Below are 16,231 nucleotides of genomic sequence, written 5' to 3'. Positions count from 1 at the left end.
CACCTTCACCCGGTGTGGACCCCGTGGTGCGGTGCGGTGCTCGCATGCTGCATGCTGGGCAGTTCAGCAGGCCCTGACGGCCCAGCAGGTCGGGCCCTGACGGTTTCGAAGGCTACGGAGCGGCTTCATGACGAGCACCTTCCCCAACATCTCCATCAGCACGGAGCGGTTGGTGCTGCGTCCCCTCGACGAGGACGACGTGCCCGCCCTGGCCGACATGATGAACGACGAGCAGGTCGGCGCCTGGACGGCCGTGCCCCAGCCCTTCAGCCGGGCCGCCGCCCGCCGCTGGATCACCGAGTACGCCCCCGCCGAACGCACCACCGGACGCGGCCTCGACCTCGCCGTCACCGAGTTCCTCACCCAGCGCCTGGTCGGCATCGTCCAACTGACCAAGACCAACTGGCATATCCGCTCCACCGAGCTGTCGTACATCATCGCCCCCTGGGCGCGCGGCGAGGGCTACGCCGCCGAGGCGGCGCTGGCCACCTCCCGCTGGCTGCTCACCGACCAGAAGCTCGAACGCATCGAACTGCGCACGGCCGCCGACAACACCGCCTCCCAGCAGGTCGCCCAGAAGATCGGCTGCATCAGCGAGGGCGTCCTGCGGGGCGCCTGCATAGCGCACGCCCGCGCCGAGGACGGCACCTGGACCGACGTGCGCACCGACTACATCGTGTGGAGCCTCCTCCCGGAGGACCTGGAGGGCCCCGGCGAGCACTTCGCGGAGAGCGGCGGCTACCCGTCGTACACCGACTGGAACTGACCCCGGGGCCGCCGCCGGCACCGCCGCCCGGCCCGGCCGACCAGGTACCCTCACGGAGCCCGCTGCCTGCGTGAACCCCGGGGGAGACTGACGACGATGGCCGACCGCGTCACGGTGATCGGCTGGGACGGCTCGCCGCTGACCGCCGCGGCCCGCTCGGCCCTGAGCGCCGCCACGCTGGTGGCCGGCGCCGCCCACCACCTGGCGCTGCCCGAGGTACCCCCCGCCGCGGAACGCATCCGGCTCGGCAGCGTCTCCCTCGCCGCCCGCCGCATCGCCGGCCACCGCGGCACGGCAGTCGTCTTCGCCGACGGCGACCCGGGCTTCTTCGGCGTCGTACGCACCCTGCGCGCACCCGAGTTCGGCCTCGAGGTCGAGGTCGTCCCGGCCGTCTCCGCCGTCGCCGCCGCCTTCGCCCGGGCCGGCATGCCCTGGGACGACGCCCAGGTGGTCGTCGCCCACCGGCGCACCCTGCGCCGCGCCGTGAACGTGTGCCGCGCCCACACCAAGGTGGCCGTCCTCACCTCCCCGGGCGCCGGCCCCGCCGAGCTCGGCCTGCTCATGGAGGGCGTGCACCGCACCTTCGTGGTCTGCGAGGAACTCGGCACCACCCGCGAACAGGTCAGCGTCGTCACCTCCGACAAGGCCGCCGACCACACCTGGCGCGACCCCAACGTCGTCATCGTCATCGGCGGCCCCACCGGGCTCGCCGTCTCCGGCGACAGCGGCTGGATCGCCGGCCGCGCCCCGGACACCGGCGCGCGCGGCTGGGCCCTGCCGACCGAGGCGTACGGCGGCGGACTCGGCGAGGGGGAGGGGGAGCTGCTGCGCGCGGCCCAACTCGCCCGGCTCGGCCCGCGGGTCGGCGACCTCGTCTGGGACATCGGCTGCGGCAGCGGCGCCTTCGCCACCGAGGCGGCGCGGGCGGGCGCCGCCGTCATCGCCGTCGACCGGGACCTGGAAGCGTGCGGCCGCACCGACGCCTCCTCGCGCCGCCACGGCGTCCAGTTGCAGATCGTTCGCGGCACCGCCCCGCACGTCCTGGAGAACCTGCCCGAACCGGACGTCGTCCGGGTCGGCGGCGGGGGAGCGGCCGTCGTCTCCGCGGTCGCCGACCGCCGCCCGCAGCGCATCGTCACCCACGCGGCCACCCGCGACGCGGCCGAACGCGTGGGCCGCGACCTGTCCGAGCACGGCTACCGCGTCGAGTGCGCACTCGTCCAGTCCGTCGAACTCGACACCCGGGCCTGGACGGAGACGGAACGGAGCGTCGCGTTCCTGCTCAGCGGGGTACTGCCGGACCGGCGGACGTGACCTGCGCCGCCCTCCCCGTGATCCTGTTGTCGTACCGCGCGCGGTAGGCTGGCCGATCGTCGTACCGCTTCCGTTCGCCCGGCGCTTCGTCGGTCAATGTCCGGAAAACACATCCCTTTTGGGAACCGTGTGGTAGGGCAGAACCGGTGGGCGCGCAACGTGGCGCAGTCCACAGCGGAGCGTCGCGGATCAAGCTGTCGCGACGCGACGGCGGCCGGGACAATGCCACTGAATGGCTTTGTCGCTTTTTCGCGCGGGTCGTTCGTGCCGCTGGGCACGGACGCTCGTTCTTCACTACGGGGCGGTCGGTGCGCCGCTCCGGGTGAGCCGGCCGTAGAAGCACTAACCGATGGGCGAGGGGTTACGCATGACCGACACCGGCCAGGTCCCGGGCGAGGGACTGCCGGAGAACGCAGGCATGGTGGAGCAGCCGGGCGCCCCCGCGCACGGTGCGTACACCTACCTCTCCGAGACCACCGCCGAGGACGAAGACCTGTTGCTGCTGCCGGGTGCCCAGAGCGCATGGGGCAACGAGGTGGCACCGCCCGCGCCGGAACCGGTGGTCGAGACCGTGCACGAGCCGGGCCCGCACGAGACGGCCGGCCGCGACAGCGGTTCGGTCGACCTCAGCGCCGTCCGCCTCCCCGGCCCGTCGACGCCCCAGTCGGCACCGCGCCGTCCCCTGCACCTCGGCCCGCCCATCCCCGACACCTCCGCCAGCCCGGTCCGTTCCCTCGCCGACCGCGGCCCCGCCGGCGCGCCGGTACGCCAGCCCGGCCCGCCCGCGCCCGGCCCCGAGTACCTCGACGTCCCGCCCCTGCGCGAGATGCCCCCGCAGGGCGCGTCCCCCTGGGGCACCGCGCATGCCACGGTCCAGGCCCCCGCCCAGGCGCCGGTCGCTCCCGTGGTGACGGCCACGGAAACGGTTGCTCCGGCAGCCGCCCCGCAGCCGCAGCAGGCCGAGCCGTTGGCTGAGCCGATGTCCGAGCCGGTGGGCGTCGCCCAGGCGGTCGTCTCCCGCGTGGCGACCGAGGCGGCGATCGCCGCGACCGCCCCGCAGGAGCAGGAAGACGACGCGTACGACGCCCAGGCCGCGACTCCGGAAGCCGCCGAGACGTACGGAGTCGTCGACCCCGGTGAGCTGCTCGGCGCCGCGATGATGGCGGAGGCCGAGGAGGCTCCCGTTCCCGCGGGTGCGGTGGCCGAGGCCGGGCAGGACGCGGCCGAGGTCCCCGTCGCCGTTCCCGTCTCCGGCGACGACGGGAGACCGGACACCCCCGCAGTGCCGGACGCTGTCGGACACCCGGTGGGAGAGGCGCAGGCACCGGAGGCGGCAGAGGTACCGGAGGCCGCGGAGGAACCGGCCGTCGCCCCCGAAGACGCGCAGGCGGCTGAGCCGGTCGTGGCCGAGGTGGCCGAAGCCGTCGAAGCTGTAGTCGAGGTGGCCGAGGTGGCCGAGCCGGTAGCCGTTGCCGAGCCGAACCCCCTGGAGGCGCCCGTCGCCGAGGCGGTGCCTGTCGTCGAGGTGGTGGAGGTCGCGGAGGCGGTCGAGGTCGCTGAGGCGAGCCCTGCCGAGGTGCCGCAGCCTCAGGAGCCCGACGCGAACGTCGACGCCACGCCGACCGAGGCCCCGGAGGCACCCGCCGCCCCCGAGACGCCGGTGGCGGAGACGGTGGTTCCGGTCGCCGACGTCGTCGTCGCACCGGAGGCCGCTCCCGAGGCCCCTGTTCCCGACCTGGTCGAGACCCCCGAGCCCACCCCCGTCCCCGTCCCCGTGCCCGAAGCCGTTGAGGCTCCCGAGCCCGAGGGGATCGTGCACCCCGAGGTGCCGGAACCGCCGGCACCCGTGGAGGAAGCGCCCGCCGCTGAGGTCGAGGCGTCCGTGCCCGACCCGGAGATCCCCGCCGCCGCTCCCGAGGCCGTCCAGCTCATCGACGCCTCCGAGGCACCCGCCGAGCCGACCGCCCAGGAGGCGGAGCCCGAGCCGGCCCCGCAGTCGGACCTCGAGCCTGAGGCCGCCAACGAGCCCCCCAGCCTGGAGCGGGTCCCGTCGGCGGAGGCGGAGCCCGAGCCCGCACCCCCCGTTGCCGAGCCGGAGCCCGCCCCCACCGCAACCCACGCGGAGCCGGAACCGGAGCCGGAACCGCACCCGCTCCCGGAACCGGAGACGGAACCGCACCCGCTCCCGGAGCCGGAGCCGGAACCGGAGCCCCTGACGGAGACGGCGGAGTCGCCCGTCGAGGCACCCCTCGCGTCCCCCAAGCCCCTCGCGTCCCCCGAGCCCCCCGCCCCCCTGGACGTCCAGCCGGACCAGCCGGACCAGGACGAGCCCCTGGCCGACCACCCGGACCAGCCCCTGGAAGTCCAACCGGACCAGTCCCTGGCCCAGTTCACGCCGGTCGAAGGCGCAGCCCCCACCACCCCGCACCTAGTCCCGGCCCCGCCGCACCCCCTCGTGCCCTCCACGGAGGAGCAGCCGGCCCCCGAGGCGACCGAGGGGGTGGCGGAACAGCCGCAGGCCGCCGAAGTCGAAACGGCCCCCGCCCCCGCCCCCGCCCCCGCCCCCGCCCCCGCCCCCGCTCCCGCCCCCGCCGCCCCGCTTCCCGCCCCGCGCGGCGCCGACCCCGCTTCCGACCCCGCTCCCGTCCCGGCGACCCCGGAGGCGGAGCACGCGGCCGCGGCAGACATCGTCGACCCCGTCGTCCACCCCGATGTCGCACAGAGTGCGGAGGACCTGGACACCAGGGCCGCCGACCAGGAAGAGAGCCCGGCCGCAGTGGAAGAAGCGCGCGAGTCCACCGGCCCCGCCGCGCCTCCGTACGACGACGCCGAGCGCGAGGCCGTCCTGAAGGTCATGCGGGAGCGCCGGGACATCCGCAACGGCTTCCGCGCCGACCCGATCCCGCACGAGGTGCTGCTGCGCGTTCTGGAGGCCGCCCACACCGCACCCTCGGTCGGGCATTCGCAGCCGTGGGACTTCGTCGTCATCCGCTCCGCCGACACCCGGCGCGCGATGCACGAACTGGCGACCCGGCAGCGCGACGCGTACGCGAAGTCCCTCCCCAAGGGCCGGGCCAAGCAGTTCAAGGAAATGAAGATCGAGGCCATCCTCGACACCCCGGTGAACATCGTCGTCACCGCCGACCCGACCCGCGGCGGACGCCACACCCTCGGCCGGCACACGCAGCCGCAGATGGCGCCGTACTCCTCCGCGCTCGCGGTGGAGAACCTGTGGCTCGCCGCCCGCGCCGAGGGCCTCGGCGTCGGCTGGGTCAGCTTCTTCGACGAGCGTGAGATGGTCCGCGCGCTCGGCCTGCCCGAGCACCTCGAAGTGGTCGCCTACCTGTGCGTCGGCTACGTCGACGAGTTCCCGGAGGAGCCCGAGCTGATGCAGGCGGGCTGGGCCAAGCGCCGCCCGCTGTCGTGGGTCGTCCACGAGGAGACGTACGGCCGTCGCGCGCTGCCCGGCGAGGACCCGCACGACCTGCTCGCCGAGACCGTCGCGAGCGTGCGCCCGCTGGACGCCAAGGCGCTCGGCGAGGCCTGGGAGCGGCAGAAGCGCATGACGAAGCCGCCGGGCTCGCTCGGCATGCTGGAGATCATCTCCGCGCAGTTGTCCGGCCTGTCCCGGCAGTGCCCGCCGCCGATCCCGGAGCCCGCGGCCGTCGCGATCTTCGCCGGCGACCACGGCGTGCACGCGCAGGGCGTCACCCCCTGGCCGCAGGAGGTGACGGCCCAGATGGTCGCCAACTTCCTCGGCGGCGGCGCGGTCTGCAACGCCTTCGCGACCCAGGTGGGCGCCGAGGTCTGCGTGGTGGACGTCGGCGTGGCCAGCGAACTCCCCGCCACCCCCGGTCTGCTGCCCCGCAAGATCCGCGCGGGCACGTCCGACATGACCACCGGCCCCGCGATGACCCGCGAGGAGGCCAAGCAGGCCATCGAGGTGGGCATCGAGACCGCCCGCGATCTGGTGGCGGCCGGCAACAAGGCGCTGCTCACGGGCGAGATGGGCATCGCGAACACGACGGCGTCCGCCGCCCTCATCTCGGTCTTCACGGGCGCCGACCCGGCCGAGGTCACCGGCCGCGGCACCGGCATCAACGACGAGACCCTCGCCCGCAAGACCGAGGTCGTCCGCCGCGCCCTGGACCTCCACCAGCCGGACCCGGCCGACCCCATCGGCGTCCTGGCCGCGATCGGCGGCTTCGAACACGCGGCGATGGTCGGCCTCCTCCTCGGCGGCGCGTCCCTGCGTACGCCGGTGATCCTGGACGGCGTCAGCGCCGGCGCCGCCGCCCTGGTCGCCCGCGCCATCGCCCCCGAGGTCCTCGCGGCCTGCATCGCCGGCCACCGCAGTGCGGAGCCGGGCCACGTGGCCGCCCTCAACAAACTGGGCCTGCGCCCCCTGGTCGACCTCGACCTCCGCCTCGGCGAGGGCACGGGCGCGCTGCTGGCCCTGCCCCTGGTCCAGAGCACGGCGCGAGCGATGCACGAGGTGGCGACGTTCGACTCGGCGGGCGTGACCGAGAAGTAGCGCCGACAAGCAGCACCGCGAAGTTACGCCGAGTAGTAGCCCCGCACCGGGGTCGGCGGGTCTGCGCTCCTGCATGCCCCCCCGACCCCGCCGTAGGCTGAGCGCACCCCTAAAATCTGCACGTCAGGGCCGCTCCAGAGCCGCAGCGCCCACCCTTGCCCGCACGAGGAGCCGCACCTCATGGCCGAACACCCCGCCTACCCCGTAGGCCTCCGCCTCACCGGCCGCCGGGTCGTCGTCCTCGGCGGCGGCCAGGTCGCCCAGCGCCGTCTCCCCGCGCTGATCGCGGCGGGCGCCGCCGTCCACCTCGTGTCGCCCGAGGCGACCCCGTCCGTCGAGGCGATGGCGGACGCGGGCGAGATCACCTGGCACCAGCGCCCCTATGCCGAGGGTGATTTGGCCGACGCCTGGTACGCCCTCATCGCCACCAGCGACGCCGAGGCGAACACCCGGGCCTCCGCCGAGGCGGAGGAACACCGCGTCTGGTGCGTCCGCTCCGACGACGCCGACCAGGCCACCGCCTGGACCCCGGCGACCGGCCACAGCGAAGGCGTCACGGTCGCCGTCCTCACCACGGACGCCCGTGGCCGCGACCCCCGCCACACCGCCGCCATCCGCGACGCGGTCGTCGAGGGCCTGCGCGACGGCACCCTCGTCGCCCCCCACCACCGCACCCGCGCCCCCGGCGTCGCCCTGGTCGGCGGCGGCCCCGGCGACCCGGACCTGATCACGGTCCGCGGCCGCCGCCTCCTCGCCGAGGCGGACGTCGTCATCGCCGACCGGCTCGGCCCCCGCGACCTCCTCGCCGAACTCCCGCCGCACGTCGAGGTGATCGACGCGGCGAAGATCCCGTACGGCCGGTTCATGGCCCAGGAGGCCATCAACAACGCGCTGATCGAGCATGCCAGGCAGGGCAAGTCGGTCGTCCGGCTCAAGGGCGGCGACCCGTATGTCTTCGGCCGTGGCATGGAGGAGCTCCAAGCCCTCGCCGAGGCCGGCATCGCCTGCACGGTCGTCCCGGGCATCTCCAGCTCGATCTCGGTGCCGGGCGCGGCCGGCATCCCCGTCACCCACCGAGGCGTCGCCCACGAGTTCACCGTGGTCAGCGGCCATGTCGCCCCCGACGACGAGCGCTCCCTCGTCGACTGGCCGTCCCTGGCGAAGCTGACCGGCACGCTGGTGATCCTGATGGGCGTCGACAAGATCGGGAAGATCGCCGAGACGCTCGTCGCGCACGGCAAGTCGCCCGACACCCCGGTCGCCCTGGTCCAGGAGGGCACGACGGCCGCCCAGCGCCGCGTCGACGCGACCCTCGCGACGGTCGCCGAGACGGTCCGCGCCCAGGAGGTCAGGCCGCCCGCGGTGATCGTCGTCGGCGCGGTCGTGACCGTCGGCCCCCGGACAACCGAGTAACCGCGGGTAACACAACCGTTCCGAGCCGTTGGCACCACACCCAGGACAAGGCAGTATCACCTCTGTGGCCGATCTCATCACCGTTGAGGACCCCGACGACCCGCGCCTGCGCGACTACACCGGCCTGACCGACGTCGAGCTGCGCCGCAAACGCGAGCCGGCCGAGGGCCTGTTCATCGCCGAGGGCGAGAAGGTCATCCGCCGGGCCAAGGACGCCGGGTACGAGATGCGCTCGATGCTGCTCTCCGCCAAGTGGGTCGACGTCATGCGCGACGTCATCGACGAACTCCCGGCACCGGTCTACGCCGTCAGCCCGGAGCTCGCCGAACGCGTCACCGGATACCACGTCCACCGCGGAGCGCTCGCCTCCATGCAGCGCAAACCGCTGCCCACCGCCGCCGAACTCCTGCAGACCGCCCGCCGGGTCGTCGTCATGGAGTCGGTCAACGACCACACCAGCATCGGCGCGGTGTTGCCTTTGGGTCTACAAGAGCGTGCTGATCAACGTCGTATTGCGATCTTCGAGGACATCGTTGATCATGCCAACCTGGGTGCGGCCTTCCGCAATGCGGCAGCTCTGGGAGTGGATGCCGTATTCCTCACCCCGCGCTGTGCCGACCCCCTCTACAGGCGGGCCGTGAAGGTGTCCATGGGGGCTGTCCTCGCCGTCCCGTACGCCAGGCTTGAGTCATGGCCGCGTGACGCCGATGTCGTCCGGAAGCACGGCTTCGTGCTCGCGGCCCTCTGCCTCTCGGGGAGGTCCATCACTCTCGACGAACTCGCCGACCGCCGTTACGAGAAGCTGGCCCTGATGCTGGGCACGGAAGGGGAGGGGTTGTCGGCCGGAGCGCTACGGGCTGCCGACGAGCATGTACGCATCCCGATGGATGCCGGTGTCGACTCACTGAACGTGGCCGCTGCCTCGGCTGTCGCCTTCTATGCCACCCGGCCGAGGTCCGGCTGACCCCGGAAGGTGAGGATCATGAGCCCGCCTGATGCGGCGTTCCGAGGTGATGGACGGGAAGGACACCAGGTCGCTGCCCGCGGAGGGACTGTTCCCGGCGTAACAGCCCGACTCGTCTGCCGCTGCCTGCGGCTTTGCCTCGCAAAGGGCCTCTGACCTGCGGCGGAGACCGGGCCCTGGGGAGACCACCGGTTTCCGTCAGCCGACGACGGTCCAGGTGTCGCCGCCCGCGAGCAGTGCGGCCAAGTCGCCTTTGCCGTGCTGCTCGATCGACTTGTCGAGCTGCTCGGCCAGCTGGGTGTCGTAGACCGGCCGTTCGGCGGAGCGGAAGACGCCGATCGGCGTGTTGTGCAGGGTGTCGGGGTCGGCGAGGCGGGAGAGGGCGAAGGCGGTGGTCGGGGACGCGGAGTGCGCGTCGTGGACCAGGACGTCAGCCTTGTTCTCCGGGGTCACGGTCACGACCTTCAGGTCGCCGGTGGCCAGGTCCCGCAGCACGCCCTTGCGGAGATCGCTGCCGAACCGGATCGGCTGCCCGTGCTCCAGCCGGATCACCGCCTCGTCCGCCGACTGCTTGTCTTTCAGCGCGTCGAACGCGCCGTCGTTGAAGATGTTGCAGTTCTGGTAGATCTCGACCAGGGCCGTGCCCGGGTGGGCGGCGGCCTGGCGCAGCACCTCCGTCAGGTGCTTGCGGTCGGAGTCGATGGTCCGCGCGACGAACGACGCCTCCGCGCCGAGTGCCAGCGACACCGGGTTGAAGGGCGAGTCCAGCGAACCCATCGGCGTCGACTTGGTGATCTTGCCGACCTCGGAGGTGGGCGAGTACTGGCCCTTGGTGAGCCCGTAGATCCGGTTGTTGAACAGCAGGATCTTGAGGTTGACGTTCCGTCGCAGGGCGTGGATCAGGTGGTTGCCGCCGATGGACAGCGCGTCGCCGTCACCGGTCACCACCCACACGCTGAGGTCGCGCCGGCTGGCGGCGAGGCCCGTCGCAATGGCCGGGGCGCGCCCGTGGACGGAGTGCATGCCGTACGTGTTCATGTAGTACGGGAAGCGGGAGGAGCAGCCGATGCCCGACACGAAGACGATGTTCTCCCTGGCCAGCCCCAGTTCCGGCATGAAGCCCTGGACGGCCGCGAGGATCGCGTAGTCACCGCAGCCGGGGCACCAGCGCACTTCCTGATCGGACTTGAAGTCCTTCGCCCGGAGCTTGAGTTCAGTCTTCACGAAGCGCCTCCTCCAACACGCGAGCCAGTTGTTCAGCCTTGAACGGCATACCGTTGACCTGGTTGAAGGACCGCACGTCGAGCAGGTACCTCGCGCGCAGCAGCATCGCCAGCTGCCCCAGGTTCATCTCGGGCACGATGACCCGCTCGTACCGGGCGAGGACGTCGCCGAGGTCGGCCGGGAACGGGTTGAGGTGGCGCAGGTGGGCCTGCGCGATGGATTCCCCGGCCGCCCGCAGCCGTCGTACCGCCGCGGTGATGGGCCCGTAGGTGGAGCCCCAGCCCAGTATCAGGGTGCGGGCGCCGTGCGGGTCGTCGACCTCGAGGTCGGGGACGTCGATGCCGTCGATCTTGGCCTGGCGGGTGCGGACCATGAAGTCGTGGTTGGCGGGGGCGTAGGAGATGTTCCCGGTGCCGTCCTCCTTCTCGATGCCGCCGATGCGGTGCTCCAGCCCCGGCGTGCCGGGAACGGCCCAGGGGCGGGCCAGGGTCCGGGGGTCGCGCTTGTAGGGCCAGAAGACCTCGGTGCCGTCGTCCCGGGTGTGGTTCGGACCCCGGGCGAACTGCACGGTCAGATCCGGGAGTTCGTCCAGGTCGGGGATGCGCCAGGGCTCGGAGCCGTTGGCCAGGTAGCCGTCCGACAGCAGCATCACCGGCGTCCGGTACGTGAGCGCGATCCGCGCCGCCTCCAGGGCCGCGTCGAAGCAGTCGGCGGGTGTGCGGGGCGCAACGATCGGCACCGGAGCCTCGCCGTTGCGCCCGAACATCGCCTGGAGCAGGTCGGCCTGCTCGGTCTTGGTCGGCAGCCCGGTGGACGGCCCGCCGCGCTGGATGTCCACGATCAGCAGCGGCAGTTCCAGAGAGACGGCGAGCCCGATGGTCTCCGACTTCAGGGCCACGCCCGGGCCCGAGGTGGTGGTGACGGCGAGGGAGCCGCCGAAGGCCGCGCCCAGCGCCGCGCCGATCCCCGCGATCTCGTCCTCGGCCTGGAAGGTCCGCACGCCGAAGTTCTTGTGCCGGCTGAGCTCGTGCAGGATGTCGGAGGCCGGCGTGATCGGATACGAACCCAGGAACAGGGGCAGGTCCGCCTGGCGGGACGCGGCGACCAGGCCGTAGGACAGCGCCAGGTTGCCGGAGATGTTGCGGTAGGTACCGGTCGGGAAGGCGGCGGAGGCCGGAGCGACCTCGTAGGAGACGGCGAAGTCCTCGGTGGTCTCGCCGAAGTTCCAGCCCGCCCGGAACGCGGCGATGTTCGCCGCCGCGACGACGGGCTTGCTGGCGAACTTGGCGGTCAGGAACTTCTCCGTGCCCTCGGTGGGCCGGTGGTACATCCAGCTCAGCAGCCCCAGCGCGAACATGTTCTTGCTGCGCTCGGCCTCCTTGCGGGACAGGTCGAATTCCTTCAGCGCCTCCACCGTCAGCGTGGTCAGCGGCACCGGGTGAACGTGGTAGCCGTCCAGCGAGCCGTCTTCGAGCGGGTCGCCGTCGTAGCCGACCTTCCGCATCGCCCGCCCGGTGAACTCGTCCGTGTCGACGATGATCTCCGCGCCGTGCGGCAGGTCGCCGATGTTCGCCTTCAACGCGGCCGGATTCATCGCCACCAGCACGTTCGGCGCGTCACCGGGGGTGAGGATGTCATGGTCGGCAAAGTGCAGCTGGAACGACGACACCCCGGGCAGGGTGCCGGCGGGCGCGCGGATCTCGGCCGGGAAGTTGGGCAGCGTCGACAGGTCGTTGCCGAACGACGCCGTCTCCGCGGTGAAGCGGTCACCGGTGAGCTGCATGCCGTCTCCGGAGTCCCCCGCGAACCTGATGATCACCCGGTCCAGTCGGCGGACCTCCTTCGCTTCCGATGCCTCACGGCTCACCGCATGTGCTGAGGTCATGTACTCGTTCCCTCTCCCCGAGGTGATGTCAAGATCAAGTCAGGCGCGTGTCGGCCATAAGCTGGCCGATTCATCTCTGCTTCTTCATAAAGCGTCTCGATAGTGTGCTCTTTTGGGCCGAGACCGTATGGTTCTCTGTTCGGGCCAGGGCGACCTGGCACACGTATACGTCGTACGCGCGTCCGTGTACGATGTATCGTGAGAGTCTGATACGGCTGTGTACGGGGGAGCTGGTTGGCCAAGCAACTGGGCATGCCGGGCGTGGCAGCGCCTGGGGGGCTGAGAAATGGGTAAAAACCAGGCTTTCTGTGGCCTGCCTTCGTCTGAGTGATGTTTCCTCGTGGGGTGGAAATCGTCGACACGCGCCGGACGCTCTTTTGGTTTCCTTTTCAGGTTCCGATTGAATTCTCTTTTGTTTCGGCGGCGTTTCCGGTTTCCGTTATTCACCGGCAGTCAACTATTGATCTTTGACGGATCGGCTGCATGGTCTGTACCCTCAATAGGGACCCTCTATGGCTTGGCGCGACGCTCCGCTTTACCAGATGAATATGGGGGATTTCACGGATGGGGCATCAGTCCATAAGGCTTGTAGAACCGCGCATTCCGCAGCAACTTGCCGTGCGGGGTGCGTCCGTCAGACCTGAGGCGAAGCAAGCTCGCAAAGCGTTACGCGTGCTCACCGTCGAGAGCGAGCCTCAGGTCGCGAAAGCGCTCATCCGCAACCTGAGCCGGCACGGGTTCCAGGCGGAGAGCGTGCCGACCGGGGCTCAGGCGCTACAGCAGTACCGGAACGTCGATCTGCTCCTCGTCGACCTGGACCTGCCCGACCTCGACGGGGTCGAACTCTGCCGCAGCATCCGGGCCGTCTGCGACGTCCCGATCATCGTCGTCACGGCTCGTGACTCGGAACTGGACCGGGTGCTCAGTCTGCGCGCCGGTTCGGACGACTACGTGACCAAGCCCTATAGTCTCGCCGAACTGATCGCCCGGATCGAAGCCGTCATGCGCCGGGCCCTGCGGCAGCCGGTCTCCGTCGAGGAGGCCATTACCGTCGGTCCGCTCGGCATCGACTCGCGCGCTCGGCAGATCAGCCTCGACGGCCGGCCCGTCGAGGTGACACGCAAGGAATTCGATCTGCTGTATCTGCTCGCCTCGCGCCCGGGTAGCGTCGTTACCCGCAAACAGATCATGGCGCAGGTCTGGAGGGATTCCCGGTCGGAGCCGGGGCGCACCATCGACACACATGTCAGCAGCTTGCGGAGCAAGCTGGGATCGAGCAGTTGGATCATTACGGCCCGCGGTGTCGGATTCCGCATGGGGCATGCCTGATCCTTTATGGCGGTCATCCTGGGGCATCCGGGTGACGGCTGTCCCTTCCATGGGATTCACCTTTTATTCCAGGGCGTACCCGACTCGGGAAACTCCCGGATCAAAGGTTTGAATTCGAGGACGCTCGGTCAATGGCGACCGGCGGTCCTCCCCTCCCGGGCCCGTCGTGAAGTGCCGACGGGATCACCGACCCGTCCGCGAAGGCCTCCTCGGCGGGGCGTCCTCACGCCGCGCCGCGCCAGCCCGGCAATGGGCTGGCGGCCCATGAAGTGGCCGTCCTGCGCCTGGCCGAGAACAGCGTCCAGGGGGCCTTGTTCCTGAAGCCCGAGCCCGTCTCCTGCGCCGCCTGGACGGTGCGCGCGGTGAGAACGGTGGAGAGCGCCACCGCGACCGCGGCGATCTCCTCGGCCGTGGGAGCTCCGCTGGTGATACGCCAGGAGTGCGCGGTCAGCATCTGGGAGACGTCGACCGCGGTGTTTTCCTCTGCTGTCATTGGTTGCTCTCCGTAAGACGTCGGCGGCCCTCCGGAACCCGAATCGGGTTCCGGAGGGCCGCCCGGCGAATCCCGTGTGTCAGACGCGGGACCGGCGGATCACTTCCAACGCGGCCACCGCGACGAAGCCGACGAACAGGTGCATCGTGATCAGCGTGGCGGCGGTGCCGCCGTCGGTGTCCTGGGTCAGCGGGCCGATGGCGGTGAGCACCGCCACCGCGCCGCCCACGAGCTGGCCCACCCGCAGGAACACCGGCTTCCAGCGGGCCAGGAGCACGACGGCCGTGACGCCGATCACCGGCGCGGCGATCGACATGAAGATCACGTCACTGGCGCCGATCTCGTCGGGCTTGCCGTTGAGCTCCAGGACCAGCGAGGCCCCGGCGGCGTCACCGATGAACAGGACGATCAGATTGACGACCGCGGCGAGGGCGGCGGCCCCTGCCACGGCCTGCCACGCGGGCAGTGCCCGCCGTCCTGGAGCGGTGTTGGCGGCAGCGGGGTTACTGCTGGTCATGGAGCCCTCCGGGCTGTCGTGCCGCGCCGGGACCGGGTTCTGCCCGGGCCCGTCGCGGTGGTCGTCGAGATGGGGGTGTGCGCTTCCGGCGCGAGGACCGACCGCCCGAGCGGTGTGTCAGGAGGGGTCCAGGGACAGGCCGTGCCGGAAGACGTTCTTGGGGTCGTAGGTGTTCTTGACCTGCTGCAGCCTGGGGTAGTTGCCCTTCCAGATGAGCGAGTACCAGGGCACCCCGGACGTGTTCTGCGCCGGGTCGCGCATGTCGATGTCCGGGTAGTTGATGTAGCCGCCGTCCTGCTGGTCGTTGGGCGCCGGAAAGCCGCCGGTCGCGCCGTGGACGTTCTTGCGCAGCGTGCGCAGCCAGTTGACCTCGGTCTCGTCAGTGGCCGGCTCGGACCAGTTGTTGGAGTACCAGAGTTTGATGATGGAGTCCCGCTGTGGGATCGCCCTGGCGGACGACGACACGGTGTTGATCTGGCAGCCGTACGCCGCCAGGTACACCAGGCCGACGCCGTAGTGGTTCGGGTCGGTCAGCGAGCGGTAGACCGCGCCGACCTGAGTTGCCGTCAGCGGTTTGCGCAGATGGCCGCCCATGGACTTCTGGCGCGAGTACGAGCCGTAGCTGGCGGTCGGCTCCAGGGCGATCTCCAGCCACGTGCCTTCCGTGACGTCGATCGTCGGCTGCACCCCGACGCCCGCGGAGAGCGCGCCAATGTAGTCGTCGTGGAGCTTGGCGGTGTCCGCCAGTGTGGCATCCATACGGATCTCCAGCTGGACCGTCCCCGCGACCGACGAGTGCAGCTGGAGCGAGCTGTGCATCGTCTGGTACACGGATCCCGGAGCGCTGTTCGCGGCGTGCCAGGCGCCGTGGTTCATCACCAGACGCGTGAAGCCTGCCTCGGTCAGCTGCGCCCAGGGCCAGGTCACGATGGTCTTGCGCATCCGCGCGGGCGGCTTGGGCAGCAGCGAGGACGCGCTGCCCGTGGCGCCCGGGGTACGGAACCAGAACCTCGTCACGATGCCGAACCCGCCGCCGCCACCGCCGGAGTGCGCCCACCACAGGTCGCGGTTCGGGTCGTTCGCGTCGCGGGTGGCGACGATCGTGCGGGCCTTGCCGCCCTTGTCCGCCACGACGACCTCGACGGCGTACAGGTGGTCCACGACGAGGCCGTAGCGGCGGGACAGCGGGCCGTATCCACCGCCGGAGACGTGACCGCCGACGCCGACCTCCGGGCACACGCCGCCCGGGACCGTGACGCCCCAGCCCTCGTACAGCGCCTTGTACACCTCGCCCAGCCGGGCGCCTGCCTGGACGGCGAAGGCGTTCATCGCCGGGTCGAAGGTGACGCTCTTCATTTCGGACGTGTCGACGAGAACACGGAACTGCGGATTGTCGACCAGACTCTCGAAGCAGTGACCGCCGCTGCGCACGGTGATGCGCTGATTGTTGGCGAGGGCCTTGTTCACCGCCTTCTCCACCTGGGAGGCGCAGTGCACGAGCCAGATCTCGTCCGGCGTGGCCACGAAGCGGCTGTTGTAACCGCGCTTCGTGAGCTCGGCGTACCGTGCGTCGCCCGGTCTGACGATCACCTCCGGATCGACCTGAGCGGCGGCCTGGGCCGTGGTGGAGGACAGTGCGGTGAACCCCGCGGTGGCACCGGCCACCGCTATCGCGGAGCCCAGAAACCTGCGTCGCGAAAACATGTTGAGCCCTATCTGTGCTGGGATGCCGACGAATCACCGCATTGGCGGATGCGGACCGGGGGGTGGACTTCAGCCAATCAGTACCCGG

General features: G+C 71.2%; 11 protein-coding genes. 6 read left to right on the top strand and 5 right to left on the bottom strand.

The window, feature by feature from the left end; genetic code table 11:
* Positions 1–127: 127 nt before the first annotated feature.
* The 5 genes from OG352_RS07895 to OG352_RS07875 all read left to right on the top strand — a co-directional run bounded on the left by OG352_RS07895 (position 128) and on the right by OG352_RS07875 (position 8,991).
* Positions 128–766 (top strand): GNAT family N-acetyltransferase, encoded by a 639-nt coding sequence (locus OG352_RS07895; RefSeq protein WP_329215668.1) that lies wholly within the window; start codon positions 128–130, stop codon positions 764–766.
* A gap of 96 nt (positions 767–862) precedes the next feature.
* Positions 863–2,080, top strand: a complete 1,218-nt coding sequence (cbiE, locus tag OG352_RS07890) for a precorrin-6y C5,15-methyltransferase (decarboxylating) subunit CbiE (protein ID WP_329215667.1) — start codon at positions 863–865, stop codon at positions 2,078–2,080.
* A gap of 367 nt (positions 2,081–2,447) precedes the next feature.
* The gene (cobT, locus tag OG352_RS07885; protein ID WP_329215666.1) at positions 2,448–6,614 is read left to right on the top strand and encodes a nicotinate-nucleotide--dimethylbenzimidazole phosphoribosyltransferase; all 4,167 of its coding nucleotides are present in this window, start codon (positions 2,448–2,450) and stop codon (positions 6,612–6,614) included.
* Positions 6,615–6,794: 180 nt separating this feature from the next.
* On the top strand, positions 6,795–8,027 hold the full coding sequence (cobA, locus tag OG352_RS07880) for a uroporphyrinogen-III C-methyltransferase (RefSeq protein ID WP_329215665.1): 1,233 nt from the start codon (positions 6,795–6,797) through the stop codon (positions 8,025–8,027).
* Between the two features lie 64 nt (positions 8,028–8,091).
* Entirely contained in the window at positions 8,092–8,991 is a 900-nt protein-coding gene (locus OG352_RS07875; protein ID WP_329215664.1) for a TrmH family RNA methyltransferase, read from the top strand.
* Positions 8,992–9,189: 198 nt separating this feature from the next.
* On the opposite strand, the gene OG352_RS07870 is transcribed toward OG352_RS07875, so the two are convergent.
* A complete protein-coding gene (locus OG352_RS07870) occupies positions 9,190–10,215 on the bottom strand; it encodes a 2-oxoacid:ferredoxin oxidoreductase subunit beta (protein WP_329215663.1) in 1,026 nt (341 codons plus the stop codon).
* Positions 10,205–12,100, bottom strand: a complete 1,896-nt coding sequence (locus OG352_RS07865) for a 2-oxoacid:acceptor oxidoreductase subunit alpha (RefSeq protein WP_329215662.1) — start codon at positions 12,098–12,100, stop codon at positions 10,205–10,207. Before OG352_RS07865 ends, OG352_RS07870 begins: the two co-directional genes overlap by 11 nt.
* Positions 12,101–12,772: 672 nt before the next feature.
* Between OG352_RS07865 and OG352_RS07860 the strand changes: the two genes are divergently transcribed.
* Positions 12,773–13,429 (top strand): response regulator transcription factor, encoded by a 657-nt coding sequence (locus OG352_RS07860; protein ID WP_329215661.1) that lies wholly within the window; start codon positions 12,773–12,775, stop codon positions 13,427–13,429.
* A 223-nt stretch (positions 13,430–13,652) separates the two neighbouring features.
* Here OG352_RS07860 and OG352_RS07855 read toward each other — a convergent pair whose 3' ends face one another.
* The 3 genes from OG352_RS07855 to OG352_RS07845 form a co-directional block, all read right to left on the bottom strand.
* Entirely contained in the window at positions 13,653–13,922 is a 270-nt protein-coding gene (locus OG352_RS07855) for a hypothetical protein (RefSeq protein WP_329215660.1), read from the bottom strand.
* A gap of 79 nt (positions 13,923–14,001) precedes the next feature.
* A complete protein-coding gene (locus tag OG352_RS07850; RefSeq protein WP_329215659.1) occupies positions 14,002–14,439 on the bottom strand; it encodes a DUF6069 family protein in 438 nt (145 codons plus the stop codon).
* Between the two features lie 117 nt (positions 14,440–14,556).
* On the bottom strand, positions 14,557–16,104 hold the full coding sequence (locus OG352_RS07845; RefSeq protein ID WP_329215658.1) for an FAD-binding oxidoreductase: 1,548 nt from the start codon (positions 16,102–16,104) through the stop codon (positions 14,557–14,559).
* Positions 16,105–16,231: the final 127 nt, after the last annotated feature.

Source organism: Streptomyces sp. NBC_01485, from assembly GCF_036227125.1.
Classification (GTDB): domain Bacteria; phylum Actinomycetota; class Actinomycetes; order Streptomycetales; family Streptomycetaceae; genus Streptomyces.
This window is presented reverse-complemented; position numbering and strand designations above follow the sequence as displayed.